The sequence below is a fragment of the Streptomyces canus genome (assembly GCF_030815415.1).
Classification (GTDB): domain Bacteria; phylum Actinomycetota; class Actinomycetes; order Streptomycetales; family Streptomycetaceae; genus Streptomyces; species Streptomyces canus_F.
In genome coordinates this window covers 6,502,004-6,517,197 of sequence record NZ_JAUSWW010000001.1, presented here as the reverse complement: position 1 = coordinate 6,517,197, position 15,194 = coordinate 6,502,004, and the positions used below count along the sequence as shown (strand labels likewise).

The window sequence follows — 15,194 nt, the reverse complement described above, 5'->3', positions numbered from 1 at the left end:
CTCGAAGCCGGAACCGGAGAGGTTGCTCTCCAGTACACCGACGTGAGTCATCTGTGCCTCCGATGGCGTGCCGACACGTGGTCGGGTTGAGATGCGGCGAACGTTGCGGGGTACTGCGACGAATGGGGTGGGGCCGGTGACCTGGGCGTCACCAGCACCCGGAGGTGGCCAGGGCGCGCAGCAACTGGTCCGCGTCCTCGCGGTCCGCGGCCGAGGGCCGGGACACGATCTCGGCGGCGGGGGCCATCACGCGGGCCTTCGGGGGCACATCGCCCAGGACGAGCGCCCCGGCGCCGATCAGCGCGTCGTGGCCGACGGTGACCGGGCCGAGCACGATGGCGTTGGTGCCGAGGACCACGCGGTCGCCGACGACGGGGTGGCGGCGGGCGCCGGGTTCGCGCCGTCCGTCCTTCCACCAGCCGACGGCGCCGAGTGTGACCTGGTGGAAGATCGTGACGTCGTCGCCGACCTCGGCGGTCTCCCCGATGACCACGGCGGCCCCGTGGTCGATGAAGACGCGCCGGCCGAGCCGGGCGCCCGGGTGGATCTCGATGCCACCGGTGAAGGCGCGCGCCAGGTAGGCGAGGAGCCGGGCGGTCTGACGGTGCCCACGGGTGAACAGGACGTGGGCCACGCGGTGGGTCCACACCGCGGGCAGCGCGGGGTGCAGCAGGGCCTCCGCGCGCGTGCGGATCGACGGGTCTCGCGCGACGATCACGGCGAGGTCCTCCCTCATCCTGGTGATCACTGTGCGCATCGCGGTCCTCCGTGGTTCATGTCCTGAGGTGGTTCATGTCCTGGTGGGGGTGGGCAGCGTCGGATCCGGGCGCCCGGCTCAGTAGTTGGGGGCCTTGACCAGGTTTCCGGCGCCGTTCTCGATCTCCGGGACGTACACCCGCTCGTTCCAGGCGTCCTGGGCCACCGGTTCGAGGGCGATCGAGACCGCGCCCTCGTCGACCGCGAAGGCCGTCCGGACAGCACTGGTGATCGCGTCGACCAGAGCGGTGACCTGCTCGGCCTCGAGGTTGTTGGGGAAATGCTTGATGCTGACGTGCGGCACTCCGGTGACCTTTCTGGTGAGTCGTGCGGCCTTTATGGCGCCGACGAGTTCGTCTATTCCGTTCGCGCGCAGCAACTCGTAATGATCGGCCTTGAGTCGGTGGAGCGCGGGAGGTGTGGTGGTAAGCGCTTCACCGGAGTCGATGAACGATTCCTGGTCGCCGGTCGCCCTGAATACCGTGACCGGCGCGGCGATGGTGCGCTCGGCGAGTTCGTGAGGGTCGTACTCGAAGAGGAATGTCCGCCGCACCACGCCGACGATCCTGCGTACCCATTCACGGTCCAGGTGCTCGAACCGGTCGCTGACGAAGGCGATGAAGGATTCCTCGTCGTGTGTCGCGGCAAGGCATTCCTCGACCGCCGACTTCTCCAGGTTTCCGGCGAACACCGAATACAGGATGGAGACGAAGGTGGAGTCGTCGAAGCCGGTCGAGGTCCGGCCGGCCGCGTCGCCGAGGAATTCCACGGGTGGTTTCCCGGGCGCGATGAGGATCACCTCGTCGACCTGCTCGCCGGCCTGTTCCAGCTGGTGGGCGGCCTCGAAGGCGAGCCGGGCCCCGAAGGAGTAGCCCCACAGGGTGTACGGGCCGGCCGGCTGGACCCGCCGGACGAGTTCGAGGTCCTTGGCGACCATCTCGGCGAACGTCTCGTACGGGGTCTCGTCCGCGTTGATGCCGTAGGACTGGACGCCGAGGAACGGCCGGTCCAGGTCGAGGCGGCCGGCCAGCAGCCGCAGGCTCATCGGGTAGCCGCCGAGACCGGGCCAGCAGAAGACCGGCCGACGGCCGTCCGCGGCGCGCAGCCGCACCAGCCGGGAGGCCGCGGTGGCGGGCTCGCGGTCGACCCGCCGGGCCAGTTCGGCGATGGTCGGCGCGTCGAACAGCACCTGGAGCGGCAGGGCGGCGCCCAGCTCCTGGTTGATGCGGTTGACCAGGGAGACCGCGGTCAGCGAATGGCCGCCGGAGGCGAAGAAGTTGTCGCGGATGGAGACCCGCTCCTGCTTCAGCACCTTCCCCCACAGTGCCGCGATGGCCTCCTCGGTGGGGGTGCGCGGCGGGACGACGGGTGCCTCGGTGTCGTCGACGGCGGCCTTGTCGAGCTCGCGCAGGGCCTGGTGGTCGACCTTGCCGTTGGGGGTGAGCGGGAAGGCGTCGAGGACGGTGACCCGGTTGGGCACCATGTACGGCGGCAGGGCCGCGGCGAGGTTGTCCTTGATGATCTCGGCGGGACCCCGCATGTGCACGGAGTCCTCCTTCATGCCCTCGCTGAGCCGCTGCTGGGCGCTGATACGGCCGCCGACGGCGAAGTAGGACGCCGTGTCCGGGCCCAGGCCGACGAGGTCCGCGATGCGCCGGGCCGAGGGCAGCGGGTTGCCGGTCTCGGAGCTGTACCCGGAGGACATCAGCCCCAGGTCCAGGCCGTTCATCTGGAGGCGCTGGAGTTCCCGGCCGAGGTCGACATAGCGCTGCCATGCCTCGGGCGCACTGCCGATCATGCTGACCCCGAAGCTCGAACGCGCGTAGACCTCCTGGTTGATGGCGATGACATCCTGTTTGCGGACCAACTCGTCGGACACCCGCACCAGTTCGCCGGCGTGGTAGCGGTACTGGCCGTCGGCCAGGTCGGCGACGCGGCCCGGGTGGGCCTGCACATACAGGTCGACCGCGGCGGGCTCGGCCTCGGTGGCGGCCGTGCGGATCTCGTACGAGGCCAGGTAGTAGTCCTCGTCCGGGCAGCGCAGGACGTCCTTGACCGCCGGCTCCGCCGGGCGCGCGGAGATCCGCAGCCCGTAGGCGGGCAGGACGTGGTCGAAGAGGCCGACCATGTGACCGGCTTCGAACTGGAGGACTTCCTGGATGTTGTTGCGGTAGACGGTCTCGATGGCCGAGCGGCGTCCGATGAAGTGGGCCCGCAGCCTCGGCTCCCCGGCGGCGGCCGGGCCGATCAGTGTGAGCCGGTGTTCGACCGGGTGGTAGTAGTAGTGGCCCGCCTCCAGGCCCGCGATGCCGGACAGCTCCAGGTAGAGCTGGGTGGCGTACAGCGATCCGGGCGAGGCGTAGCCGTACTTGGCCAGCAGCCGCTCACCGCTGGTGAACTGGCCGAACCAGCGCAGCAGGGTGCCGAGTTCGGTCAGGGTCAGGGTGTCCGGGTCCCGGGGCGCGGCCACCTGGTCCGTCGCGGGGGCGAGCAGACGCAGGAGGTCCTGCCGGGTGACGTCGCCGCCCTCGTAGAAGCGGTACGTCTTGCGGGCGAAGACCGTGCGCCGCTGATCCGGCGTCGCGGCACGTCCGGGCAGCTCGATGAACGGCAGGCCGTGCTCCTGGCGGACGCCCAGATCGGCGAGCTGGGCCTTGAGCTGGAGCTTGCTCTGCTTGGACTGGTGGTGGGCGCCGTGGTTGCCCTGGTCCATGACCGCGGCCCGGTGCGGGTCGAGTTCGACGAAGGCGATGAGGTTGGCGCCGACCCGCGTGTCGTCGCGGACCACTACTGCGGCCCGCTTGACCCAGTCGTGCTTCTCGATGGACACCTTGATCTCGTCCAGCTCGACCCGGAAGCCGCGCAGTTTGACCTGGCTGTCGGTGCGGCCGAGGAACTGCACGGTCCCGTCGTCGTTCCAGCGGGTCAGGTCGCCGGTGCGGTAGAGGCGGGCGGAGTCCGGGTCGGTGGCGAACGGGTTGGGGATGAACCGTTCGGCGGTCATGTCGGGGTTGTTGAGATAGCCCCGGGCCAACTGCCGCCCGGCTATGTGGAGTTCACCCGACTCGCCGGGCGCCACGGGCCGCCGGGCGGGGTCGAGGATGTGGAAGCTCATGCCGTGCACGGGCCGGCCGATGGCGATGTGGTCCGGGCCGTGCTGGACGGTGTCGCGGTCCACGGTGAGGGACGAGGCGTTGATCGTGGTCTCGCTGGGGCCGTAGAGGTTGACCAGTTCGGCGTCCGGCAGCGCGTCGAGCAGCTCGATCGCCAGGCTCTTGGTGAGTGCCTCGCCGCCGCTGAAGAGCTGGGTGAGCGAGACGCAGTCGGACAGCCGTCCGGAGTCGACGAGCGCCTGGAGGAGGGTCGGCACGCCCTGGAGCGTGGTCACCCGGTGCGTCTGGATCAGGTCGAGGAGACCGCCGGGGTCGGCGTAGACGCCTCGTTCGCTCATCACCACACTGCTGCCGCAGGCCGGGGCGAGGATCTCCCACTGGGCGGCGTCGAAGCTCAGCGGGGTCTTCTGGAGCACCGTCCGGCGTTCGTCCAGGCCCTGTTCACCGGCCAGCCAGCGCATCTGGCTGACGATGCTGCGGTGTTCGATACCGATGCCCTTCGGGTTGCCCGTGCTCCCGGAGGTGTAGATGACGTAGGCCAGGGTGTCGCCGTGCGGGGGCTGCGGCGGACCGGCGACGGCGTCCCGGGAGGCCCTCGCCCCGGCCACGGTGACGATCTGCGTGTGCGCGGGAGCGAGCGCGGACAGCCGGGAGACCAGGGACTCGTCCGTCAGGATGAGCTTGGTCCGGGAGTCCGCGATCATGTAGCGGACGCGCTCGTCCGGGTACTCCGGCGACAGCGGCAGATAGGGGGCGCCCGAGTGCAGGACGCCCCAGACGCTCGCCATGAGGTCGACGGAGGGATCCATGAAGATCCCGACGGGTTCGTCCGTCGTCGCTCCGAGGCCGCGCAGATGACCGGCCAGGGTCTCGGCGCGTTCACTGAGCTGCCGGAAGGTCAGTCGCTGGGTGCCGCACGAGACGGCGGTCCGATCGGGTCGGGCGAGCGCGGCCGCGCGCAGCATGTCTGGCAGGGACAATTCCTCGGACCCCATCGTTGTCGCCATCATCCTCGAACCTGGAATTAGTCACTTTGTGAGTGCGTTTGGGCAAGGCAAAGGAATGGCATGGACCTGCCAAAGGGTGGGCAAGACCATGTCAGCGTCAGCAGCCGGAGTCGACCTCGATCAGCGCACGGGAAATTCCCCTGTCTCAGAATCGAGAAGGGCGCGACAAAGGACGGTTCTCTGGCTTTACGTCAGACAGAAAGCGCTTGGATGTGAATGAACGGTCGCCGACGGTCGGGGAAACTCCCTGCGACCACGGGGCGCAATACAGGCGCTCAGACCGACCCGGGACATCGCGAACAGAAGCTCAGTGATCTACCACTGGGTTTCGCGAACATACCTTTCAATACCCCCCGATTGATGGGCCGATTGGTGACGTCGGCCGTGATCATCATGCGATCAACCCTCACTTTAAATCCAGTCGACCCTCGTTGTAAAACCCCGATTACGTCACATGGCACGGCTGTTGGCTGAATCACGGTGCATGACGAGGTGTCATATGGGGGCGCTTCGGGGACAGTTCGGACAGGCCTCGACCGAGGGCGGTGGCCGGATCCAGCCACCGGTGAACGGTCACCCGCGACCGATAACCGACCACTATTCACTCAGTACATGTAGCGAGTGCATAATGATCGCCATGAGCACCCGCCACATCCTGCTGGGGCTGCTCGCCACGGGGCCGAGCCATGGCTACGACCTCAAGCGACGGCACGACGAACGCTTCCCGCAGGCCCGCCCGCTGGCCTACGGGCAGGTCTACACAACCCTTCAACGACTGGTCCGCGACGGACTCGCCGAGGTCGAGGGCACCGACTCGGACGGCGGACCGGAACGCACCATGTACCGCTCCACCATCGACGGACAGCAAGAACTCGCCACGTGGGCAGGGGAGATCACGCCGCCCGCGCCCTTCGTGACCAACGAGATCTTCGCCAAAGTCGTTGTCGCGATCCTCGCCGACGGCGACCCGGAGGCGTATCTCAGCGCCCAACGCACCGCCCACATGGTGCGGATGCGTGAACTCACCCAGGTCAAGACAGCCAAGGGCGCGGATCTCGCGACCGTGCTCTCGGCGGACTACGCCCTCAACCACCTCGACGCCGACCTCCGTTGGATGACCACCACGGCCGGCCGGCTGACCACCCTGACCGCGGAGGTCGACACAGCATGAGCAACGAAGTGCCGCTTCTGGCGGCCCGTGACCTCGTCAAGACGCACGGCAGGACCGAGGCCCTGCGCGGCGCCTCGGTCGAGCTGCGGGCCGGCGAGATCCTGGCCGTCACCGGCGCCAGCGGCAGCGGGAAGTCGACGCTGCTGCACTGCCTGGCGGGCATCGTCCGTCCGGACGGCGGCTCGGTCTCCTACGCCGGTGAACGGCTCGACACCCTGCCCGAGAAGCGGCTGAGCGAGCTGCGCCGGACCGAGTTCGGGGTGGTCTTCCAGTTCGGCCAGCTGATCCCCGAGCTGACCGCACTCGACAATGTCGCCCTGCCGCTGATGCTGGCGGGCGCCGCGCGCGGGGACGCCCACGAGAGGGCCGGTGAGTGGCTGGAGCGTTTCGGGGTGCGCGGGCAGGAAGGGCTGCGGCCCGGCGAGATGAGCGGCGGGCAGGCCCAGCGGACCTCGCTGGCCCGGGCCCTGGTCACCGAACCGAAGGTGGTCTTCGCCGACGAGCCCACCGGCGCGCTGGACTCGCTGGCCGGCGAGCAGGTGATGACGGCCCTGGTGCACACGGCCCGCGAGCAGGGCACCGCGGTCCTCCTCATCACCCACGACGCCCAGGTGGCGGCGTACGCGGACCGCGAGGCACGCCTGAGCGACGGCCTCGTGGCGCCGACCGGGGTGACGGTGTGACGCCCGGCCCGCACCCCGGCAGCGACGGCACAAGCCCCGTGGACACCGACCCGGGCACCGGGCCCGGCGGACCACCCGAGAACACCAGGACCAGACCCCCACGGACCGCGCAGCCCACCCCGGACGCCCGGCCTGGTGGACCCGTCGAGGACACCAGGACCCACCCCCCGCAAGCCGACCCCGCCACGCAGCCCACCCGCACCACCCCCGGCACCGGGCCCGGCAGTCCCACCGGCAACACCGACACCCGGCCCCCACGGACCGAGCCGGGCGGCCGACCCGGTAGCACGCGACCCGGCCTGCACGGCGACCCGACCGGAGACGGCACTATGCGATCCCCACACACCACTCCCACCACCCGGCCCGGCGGCAGGGGCTCCCTGGGCTCCGACCTCCGCCTCGCCTGGCTGCTCACCCGCGGTTCCGACCGGCGGGAGTGGTGGCGGGTCGGGCTCACGGCGGTGGGCGCGGGGCTCGCGACCGGGTTCGCGCTGGCCGCGGTGAGCCTCGCCGCGCTCCAGGGCCGCTACGACGTGTCCGTGGGCGCGGGTCTCCTCGACGACCCCGGCACCCGCTCCGGCGTCATCGTCGTCCTGCTGCTCCTGCTGATCCCCGTCCTCGGCTTCCTCGGCCAGTGCGCCCGTATCGGGGCCGTGCACCGCGACCGGCGACTGGCCGGGCTGCGGCTGGCGGGGGCCTCGGCCGGGCAGGTGCGGCGGATCGCGGCACTGGAGACCGGGCTGGCCTGTCTGCTCGGCTCGCTGCTTGCCACCGTCGCCTCGGCCGTGGCACTGCTGCGCCAGTGGCAGCACCCGACCTGGCTCGCCTGGGCCGGGATCACGCTGGTCGCCCTCGGTGTGCCGGTGCTCGGCGCCGCGGCGGGTGTGCTGGCGCTGCGCCGGGTGGTGGCCTCGCCGCTCGGCTGGGTCCGCCGGGTGCGGACGGGGTCGGGGCGCGGGTTCTGGGCGCTGTTCGCCGGCGGAGTGCTGGTCGTGGCGGCGGTGGCGCTGGCCGCGACACGCAGCACGTCCTCGGGTATGCCCGGCGACGGCGGCTCGTACGCGAACGGGCCGCTGCTCGTGGCCGGGGCGCTTGTCCTGGTCGGCGTGGCCGCGGTGGGGATCACCGGAGCGGTGGCCACGCTGACGGGCCGGTGGCTGGCCCGCCGGGCCCGGACCGCGGCAACCCTGATCGCGGCGGAGAGGCTGCGCGACGACCCCTGGGCCGCGGCCCGCACTCATGCGGCGGTGCTGCTGGTGACGGTCGTCGGGACGGGTTTCGTGGGCGTGCGGCAGGTGCTGCTCGCCGAGCTGGACTCCAGGAAGCCCGACGAGCTGGCCGCGAGCATGTCGTACTACACGACGGGCGTGAACCTGGTCGCCGCCGCGATCGCCGCCACCCTCGTGATCACCCTCTCCGGCCTCGCCGTCGGCACCGCCGAGTCGCTGGCCACCCGCCGCCGGGGCCTGGCCGCGCAGACCGCCGCCGGGGTGCCGCAACGGGTGCTCGGCCGGGCGCTGCTCCTGGAGACCGCGCTGCCGCTCGCGCCCGCACTGCTGCTGGGCGGCGCCGGGGGCATGGCGATCGGGGTCGGGTACTCCCGGCTGGTCGGGGACGGGCCCGCCGTCACGCCGTACGCCGCGCTCCTGGTCCCCTTCGCGGTGTACGCCTGCTGTCTGCTCGCCGCCGCCACTTCGCTCCCGCTGCTGCGCCGCTCCCTGAATCCCGCGGAGCTGCGCTACGCGTGAGCGGTGAACGACCGGTCCCGGGGGCACGGGGGCCCCCGGGACCGGTGCGCAACCGTCCGCGGCAACACGAAGGCCCGGATCGTCGTCAGGCAGAGATGCCGTCGATCCGGGCCATGGCGTCTTCCGCGCCGTACGGTTGCAAGTACGGCAGCCAGCGCGGGTCCCTGTGTCCGGTCCCGATGATGCGCCAGGCCAGACCGGTGGGCGGGGCGGGTTTGTGGCGCAGCCGCCATCCGATCTCGAACAGGTGTCGGTCGGCCTTCACGTGGTTGCAGCGGCGGCAGGACGCCACCACGTTGTCCCAGACGTGCTTGCCCCCGCGGCTGCGCGGGATGACGTGGTCGACGCTGGTTGCGACGCCACCGCAGTACATGCACCGGCCCCCGTCGCGCGCGAAGAGCGCCCTGCGGGTCAGAGGAACGGGCCCCCGATAGGGAACCCGGACGAATCGCTTGAGCCGGACCACGCTTGGTGCGGGGACTGTGACGGTTGCGCTGTGCATGAAGGCGCCGGATTCCTCGAGGGAGACCGCTTTGTTCTCCAGGACGAGGACGAGCGCGCGACGGAGCGGTACGACGCCCAGTGGCTCGTACGACGCGTTCAGGACCAGGACATGCGGCACGGATGCCTCCTTGGGCGTCGGCGGCGCGTGGCTCGCGCCGGGACGATCTGTAGTCAGTGTCCCCTCATGCCTGCTGGAAACGCCACCATCTCCTGGTAACGGGCTGAGAGTGTTTTCGACCACACCTTTCTTCATCCCCAGGTGAGGACGGTCTCTCCCCCGAACATTGCAACGATCCACACACGATGCACCGTTAGTGTGGTGGGTCTGCCGCCCGGTGACCTTTCCGTGACCTTCACGATCTTTGACCGCCGTACCGGGAGGCAGGCGCTGCACCTGGAGGTACCTGCCGTGTCGTTGTCCGCCGCCCTATTGGCCGCGGCGTCGCCGTCCCCGTCCCCTTCGGACACGTCGACGCCCGCCGTCCCCTCGCTCCAGGATGCCCAGGAGAGCGCGACGAATGCCGCCAGCTGGGTCGAGCAGAACTGGTCGACCTGGCTGGCGATGGGTCTGCGCGTCCTGCTGATCCTGGTGATCGCGGCGGTGCTGAGAGTGATGGTGCGGCGGGCGATCACCAAGCTCATAGATCGCATGAACCGCACGGTCCAGGCGGTCGACGGCACGGCCTTCGGCGGCCTCCTGGTCAACGTCGAGCGCCGTCGTCAGCGCTCCCAGGCGATCGGCTCGGTGCTCCGCTCGGTGGCGAGCTTCATCATCGTGGGCACCGCGTCCCTGATGGTCCTCGGCACCTTCGAGATCAACCTGGCCCCGCTCCTCGCCTCCGCGGGTGTGGCGGGCGTGGCGATCGGCTTCGGCGCCCGCAACCTGGTCACCGACTTCCTCTCCGGTGTCTTCATGATCCTGGAGGACCAGTACGGCGTCGGGGACACCATCGACGCGGGCGTGGCCTCCGGCGAGGTCATCGAGGTCGGCCTGCGCGTGACGAAGCTCCGCGGTGACAACGGCGAGATCTGGTACGTCCGCAACGGCGAGGTCAAGCGCATCGGCAACCTCTCCCAGGGCTGGGCGACGGCCGCCGTGGACGTCACGGTCCGGGCGGACGAGGACCTGGACAAGGTGAAGGCGACCCTCGACGACGTCGCCGAGCGGATGAGCAAGGACGAGCCCTGGAACGAGCTCCTCTGGGGCCCGATCGAGGTCCTGGGCCTCGACAACGTCCTGCTGGACTCGATGGTCGTCCGCGTCTCGGCGAAGACCATGCCGGGCAAGGCCCTGACGGTCGAGCGGGAACTCCGCTGGCGCGTCAAGCGAGCCTTCGACGCGGCCCGGATCCCCATCGTGGGCGGCCCGGTCGTCCTCATGGACCCCACCCCGGACGCCGACCCGACGGCGGGCATGGCGGCCCCGTCGGCCTACGCGAACGCCTCCTCCCCGCAGGCCCAGGCGGCCACGCCGATAACGCCGCCGAGCGTGACGAAGTAGGACGTCACGCCTCACCTGCGGAAATAATCTTGTTCACACCTTCTCCGCATTCCCAACGCCACCCTCAGCCGCTTAGGTTCAGGCCATCAGCGGGTCCTTGTTCTGAGCGCAACGCCCAGGGGCCCGCTCTGAATGTGGGGAAAGCATGAGAAAGCTCGCCATAGGCGCCGTCGTCTCCGGTGCCCTGGCCCTGTCCGCGCTGGCCGTGCCCGCCGCCCAGGCCGCCACGCCGGACCTCGTCTTCGCGGACGTCGCCGTGAACAACGGCAAGGCGATCGTCGTGGGCACCACCAACGAGGTGACGGTCCCGGTGACGTACACCCTGACCCGTCCCGCCGACCTGACGATCGACTACAAGAACAACGCGGCGGGCGTCCTGCTCTACCGCGGCTCGCTCGCGTCCTTCGACAACGAGATCGAGAGCGACGCCTCACCGGTCTGCACCACCACGGCGACGACGGACACCACGGTGACGGAGTCCTGCTCCGACACCCTCACCGTCGACCCGTCGTACAACCTCTTCGAGGCCGCGGACGCCACCACCTGGAAGGTCGGCGGCTTCTACGGCCAGGTCACCTCCGACCAGGACGACTCGGACGACAAGGTCAGCTTCGAGTACGGCTTCGCGGCCTGGGGCAACAAGGGCACCGCCAAGATCCAGCGCGCCGCCAAGGTCACCGCCAACGCCTCGCCGGAGCCGGTGAAGAAGGGCAAGACCATCACGGTCACCGGCAAGCTGACCCGCGCCAACTGGGAGACCGGCGGCTACAGCGGCTACGTCTCCCAGCAGGCCACCCTGCAGTTCCGCGCCAAGGGCTCGGAGACCTACAGCACCGTCAAGACGGTGACCTCCTCGACCGGCGGCTACCTCAAGTCGACCGTGACGGCGTCGAAGGACGGCTACTACCGCTACGTCTTCGCGGGCACCGCCACGACCGCCGCCGCGAAGGCCACCGGCGACTTCATCGACGTCCAGTAGTCACCCCCGCATCACCCCTGACCGCCCCCGCAGGTAACGACTCCGTTTCCTGCGGGGGCGGTTTGTTCTACCCCCCTTGACTCCCCCACGGCCCGGACCTATGTTCCCTGCATCCGACAGGAAACCTTCCTAACAATTGCCTTCCGTAAAGTCTGCTGCGGAACCGTCCCGGGAGAGGGGTACACATGGCCGGCACCCCGAGCACCCTGCGCGCCATGAACGACCGAGCCGCACTGGACCTCCTCCTGGAGCACGGCCCGCTGTCCCGCACCCGGATCGGCAAGCTCACCGGCCTCTCCAAGCCGACCGCCTCCCAGCTCCTGGCCCGCCTCGAAGCCGCGGGACTGGTCCTCGCCACCGGCACCACCGAGGGACGACCCGGCCCCAACGCCCAGCTGTACGAGGTCAATCCGGCCGCCGGACACGCCGCCGGACTCGACGTCACCCCCGAACGCATCCTCGCCGCCGTCGCCGACATCACCGGCCGCACGGTGGGGTCGTACGAACTGCCCACCCCCGGCAGACGCCCCGCACAGCCCGTCGTCCAGCAGGTCACCGACGCCCTCGACGGCGCTGTGAAGGCGGCCGGGCTGGCCCGCGCCGACGTCCACCGCCTCGTCATCGGCACCCCCGGCGCCTTCGACCCCAACACCGGCCGGCTGCGCTACGCCTCCCACCTCCCGGGCTGGCACACCCCGGCCCTGCTCGACGAACTCGCCGCCGCGCTGCCGATGCCGGTGGAGTACGAGAACGACGTCAACCTCGTCGCCGTGGCCGAGCAGCGGCTCGGTGCCGCGCGCGGTCACGAGGACTTCGTGCTGCTGTGGAACGAGGGCGGCCTCGGCGCGGCCCTCGTCCTCGGCGGCCGGCTGCACCGCGGCTGGACCGGCGGCGCCGGCGAGGTCGGCTTCCTGCCCGTGCCCGGCGCCCCCCTGGTCCGGCAGGTCACCAAGGCCAACAGCGGCGGCTACCAGGAACTCGCCGGCTCGCAGGCCATCCCGAAACTCGCCCGCGAACTGGGTGTCGACGACATCCCCAGCGGCCCCTACGCCGAGGTCGCCGCCGCCCTCGTACAGCGGGCCGCGGAGTCCGAAGACCCCCGCCACCAGCGTCTGCTGGAGACCTACGCGACCCACCTCGCCACCGGTCTCGCCTCCCTCGTCTCCGTTCTCGACCCCGAACTCGTGGTCCTGAGCGGCGCCTCGCTCGCCTCCGGCGGCGAAGTGCTGCGTTCCCTCGTCCAGTCCGAGCTGGCGGAGCTGGCCGCTGCCAGGCCCAAGCTCGTCCTCGGCGACGTACCCGAACACCCTGTGCTGCGCGGCGCGCTGGAGAGCGCGCTGGCGGCCACCCGCGACGAGGTCTTCGACACCTCGCGCTGAGCCCTCACCCCCGGTAAGCCCCCCTCTCGTCCCGGCCCTCTCATCCATTCCCCGCCCCAGGGAGACCTCGCCATGCCCAAGCGCGCCCGAATAACGGCTTTTGCCCTGATCGCCTCCGCGGCCCTTCTCACCACCTCCGCCTGTACCGGCCAGTCGAGCTCCGGCGCCGACGACGACGCCTCGAAGGAGACGACCCTCAACTTCTGGCACGCCTGGAGCGCGCCCGCCGAGGTGAAGGCGGTCAAGTCCCTGATCGCCGGCTTCGAGAAGGCGCACCCCAACATCCACGTCAACGTCGTCGGCAACATGACGGACGACAAGATCAACCAGGCGCTGCGCGCGGGCGGTTCCAAGGCGCCCGACGTGATCTCGTCCTTCACCACCAACGCCGTCGGCAAGTTCTGCTCCTCCGGCGCCCTGGTCGACCTCAACCCGTTCTTCGAGAAGTCCGGCATCGATCCGGCCAAGACGTTCCCGACGGCGATGAACGAGTACACCCAGTTCGAGGGCAACCGCTGCACGGCTCCCCTGCTCGGTGACGCGTACGGCCTCTACTACAACAAGACCGCGTTCGAGAAGGCGGGCATCAGCGGTCCGCCCAAGACGTGGTCCGAGTTCGAGGCCGACGCCAAGAAGCTGACGATCAATCAGGGCGACAGCTACAAGCAGCTCGGCTTCATGCCGAACTACCACGGCTGGGAGACCACGACCGAGCACTACATGGGCCAGTTCTCCCCGACGTACTTCGACAAGAGCGGCAAGTCGACGGTAGCCACGGACCCGGCGGTGTCGTCCTCCTTCACCCTTCAGAAGAAGCTGGTCGACGAGCTCGGCGGCTACCAGAAGCTGGAGAAGTACCGCACCAAGCTCGGTGACGAATGGGGCCCCAAGCACCCCTTCCACACCGGCCAGGTGGCCATGCAGCTCGACGGCGAATGGCGCCTCGGCATGGCTCTGGAAGCCAAGCCCGACTTCGAGATCGGCGTCGCTCCGCTGCCCGTCCCCGACGACCAGGCGGACCAGTACGGCAAGGGCTACATCACCGGCACGATCACCGGCATCGCCGCCACCAGCAAGAAGCAGAACGCGGCCTGGGAGCTGGTCAAGTACATCACCACGGACACGGACGCGGTGGTGGACTTCTCCAACGCCATCCACAACGTGCCCTCGACCCTCGCGGCCCTGAAGTCCCCGAAGCTGAAGTACGACCCGCGCTTCAAGACGTTCCTGGACATCGCGGCGAACCCGCACTCCACGACGAGCCCCGCCTCCCTCAACGGCGGCGTCTACCTCCACACGATCCAGGACCTCGGCTACGAATACGAGAGCGGCAAGACCAAGGATCTCAAGGCCGGCCTCGCCGCCGCGGCCCAGCAGATCGACACGGACATCGCGCAGGCGAAGTAGCGATGAGCAGCAACACACTGAGGTCGAAGCGCCGCCGCTCGGCGCTGCGCACCGCCGCCTTCATGTCGCCCTGGCTGATCGGCTTCGTGGTCTTCTTCGCGTACCCGATGATCTCGACGCTCTACTTCTCCTTCATGCACTACGACGGCTTCAAGCCGCCGACATGGAGCGGGACGAAGAACTGGACCTACGTCTTCGAGAGCTACCCCTACTTCTGGCCCGCCCTGCGCAACACCCTGTGGCTGGTGGTGATCACGGTGACCCTGCGGGTCCTCTTCGGACTCGGCATCGGTCTCCTCATCACGAAGATCAGGACCGGTACGGGTGTCTTCCGCACCCTCTTCTACCTGCCCTACCTGGCCCCGCCGGTCGCGGCCACGATGGCCTTCGCCTTCCTCCTCAACCCCGGTACGGGCCCGGTCAACTCGATCCTGGAGAAGACCGGCATCCCGGCCCCCGGCTGGTTCAACGACCCGAGCTGGTCCAAGCCGGCCCTCACCCTGCTGTTCCTGTGGGGGGTGGGCGACCTGATGGTCATCTTCATGGCCGCGCTGCTCGACGTGCCGAAGGAGCAGTACGAGGCGGCGGAGCTGGACGGGGCCTCGGCGTGGCAGCGGTTCCGGTTCGTCACGATCCCCAACATCTCGCCGATCATCATGTTCGCGGTGGTCACCGGGGTGATCGCGGCGATGCAGTGCTACACCCAGCCGCTGGTCGCCGGAAAGGTCGCCTCGGGTGTGATCCAGGGCGCGGGCACCATGTTCGAGCCCGGCTACCCGGACAAGTCGACCCTGACGCTCCCCCAACTCGTCTACAACCTGGGCTTCCAGCGCTTCGACTACGGCTCGGCCTGTGTCGTGGCCCTCGTCCTCTTCGCCCTCTCCATGGCCTTCACCGCGATCCTGATGCGGCGCCGCGGCGGTCTCATCCAGGCAGGTGACTGACG

Annotated in this window: 11 protein-coding genes; 8 read left to right on the top strand and 3 right to left on the bottom strand. The window is 69.7% G+C overall.

What is annotated here, in order from left to right; translation table 11 throughout:
- Positions 1-148: 148 nt before the first annotated feature.
- Together epsC and QF037_RS30145 are read right to left on the bottom strand one after the other, a co-directional pair.
- A complete protein-coding gene (gene epsC / locus QF037_RS30150) occupies positions 149-757 on the bottom strand; it encodes a serine O-acetyltransferase EpsC (RefSeq protein WP_307030547.1) in 609 nt (202 codons plus the stop codon).
- Between the two features lie 78 nt (positions 758-835).
- Positions 836-4,849, bottom strand: coding sequence for an amino acid adenylation domain-containing protein (locus QF037_RS30145; RefSeq protein WP_307030546.1), 4,014 nt, complete (start codon positions 4,847-4,849; stop codon positions 836-838).
- Between the two features lie 664 nt (positions 4,850-5,513).
- On the opposite strand from QF037_RS30145, the gene QF037_RS30140 reads away from it, so the two are divergent.
- The 3 genes from QF037_RS30140 (at position 5,514) to QF037_RS30130 (ending at position 8,478) form a co-directional block, all read left to right on the top strand.
- Positions 5,514-6,047 (top strand): PadR family transcriptional regulator, encoded by a 534-nt coding sequence (locus tag QF037_RS30140; RefSeq protein ID WP_307030544.1) that lies wholly within the window; start codon positions 5,514-5,516, stop codon positions 6,045-6,047.
- Positions 6,044-6,730 (top strand): ABC transporter ATP-binding protein, encoded by a 687-nt coding sequence (locus tag QF037_RS30135; protein WP_307030542.1) that lies wholly within the window; start codon positions 6,044-6,046, stop codon positions 6,728-6,730. The genes QF037_RS30140 and QF037_RS30135 overlap by 4 nt, the downstream gene beginning before the upstream one ends.
- A gap of 329 nt (positions 6,731-7,059) precedes the next feature.
- A complete protein-coding gene (locus QF037_RS30130) occupies positions 7,060-8,478 on the top strand; it encodes an ABC transporter permease (RefSeq protein ID WP_307030540.1) in 1,419 nt (472 codons plus the stop codon).
- 85 nt (positions 8,479-8,563) lie between these two features.
- Here QF037_RS30130 and QF037_RS30125 read toward each other — a convergent pair whose 3' ends face one another.
- Positions 8,564-9,100, bottom strand: a complete 537-nt coding sequence (locus QF037_RS30125; protein WP_020116449.1) for an HNH endonuclease — start codon at positions 9,098-9,100, stop codon at positions 8,564-8,566.
- A 291-nt stretch (positions 9,101-9,391) separates the two neighbouring features.
- On the opposite strand from QF037_RS30125, the gene QF037_RS30120 reads away from it, so the two are divergent.
- The 5 genes from QF037_RS30120 (at position 9,392) to QF037_RS30100 (ending at position 15,192) form a co-directional block, all read left to right on the top strand.
- Positions 9,392-10,483 carry a mechanosensitive ion channel family protein gene (locus QF037_RS30120; protein ID WP_307030536.1) on the top strand — a complete coding sequence of 364 codons (1,092 nt, stop codon included), beginning with the start codon at positions 9,392-9,394 and terminating at the stop codon, positions 10,481-10,483.
- 145 nt (positions 10,484-10,628) lie between these two features.
- Positions 10,629-11,462: a hypothetical protein gene (locus tag QF037_RS30115; RefSeq protein ID WP_307030534.1), complete on the top strand. Its 834-nt coding sequence runs from the start codon at positions 10,629-10,631 to the stop codon at positions 11,460-11,462.
- 185 nt (positions 11,463-11,647) lie between these two features.
- The gene (locus tag QF037_RS30110; RefSeq protein WP_307030532.1) at positions 11,648-12,841 is read left to right on the top strand and encodes an ROK family transcriptional regulator; all 1,194 of its coding nucleotides are present in this window, start codon (positions 11,648-11,650) and stop codon (positions 12,839-12,841) included.
- Between the two features lie 72 nt (positions 12,842-12,913).
- Positions 12,914-14,248, top strand: a complete 1,335-nt coding sequence (locus QF037_RS30105) for an ABC transporter substrate-binding protein (RefSeq protein ID WP_307030530.1) — start codon at positions 12,914-12,916, stop codon at positions 14,246-14,248.
- A gap of 2 nt (positions 14,249-14,250) precedes the next feature.
- Entirely contained in the window at positions 14,251-15,192 is a 942-nt protein-coding gene (locus tag QF037_RS30100) for a carbohydrate ABC transporter permease (protein ID WP_307030528.1), read from the top strand.
- Positions 15,193-15,194 lie beyond the last annotated feature (2 nt).

Coding starts and splice junctions, on each gene's coding strand:
- QF037_RS30105 (WP_307030530.1), top strand. CDS start 12,914: ATGCCCAAGCGCGCCCGAATAACGGCTTTTGCCCTGATCGCCTCCGCG.
- epsC (WP_307030547.1), bottom strand. CDS start 757: ATGCGCACAGTGATCACCAGGATGAGGGAGGACCTCGCCGTGATCGTC.
- QF037_RS30110 (WP_307030532.1), top strand. CDS start 11,648: ATGGCCGGCACCCCGAGCACCCTGCGCGCCATGAACGACCGAGCCGCA.
- QF037_RS30100 (WP_307030528.1), top strand. CDS start 14,251: ATGAGCAGCAACACACTGAGGTCGAAGCGCCGCCGCTCGGCGCTGCGC.
- QF037_RS30130 (WP_307030540.1), top strand. CDS start 7,060: ATGCGATCCCCACACACCACTCCCACCACCCGGCCCGGCGGCAGGGGC.
- QF037_RS30140 (WP_307030544.1), top strand. CDS start 5,514: ATGAGCACCCGCCACATCCTGCTGGGGCTGCTCGCCACGGGGCCGAGC.
- QF037_RS30135 (WP_307030542.1), top strand. CDS start 6,044: ATGAGCAACGAAGTGCCGCTTCTGGCGGCCCGTGACCTCGTCAAGACG.
- QF037_RS30115 (WP_307030534.1), top strand. CDS start 10,629: ATGAGAAAGCTCGCCATAGGCGCCGTCGTCTCCGGTGCCCTGGCCCTG.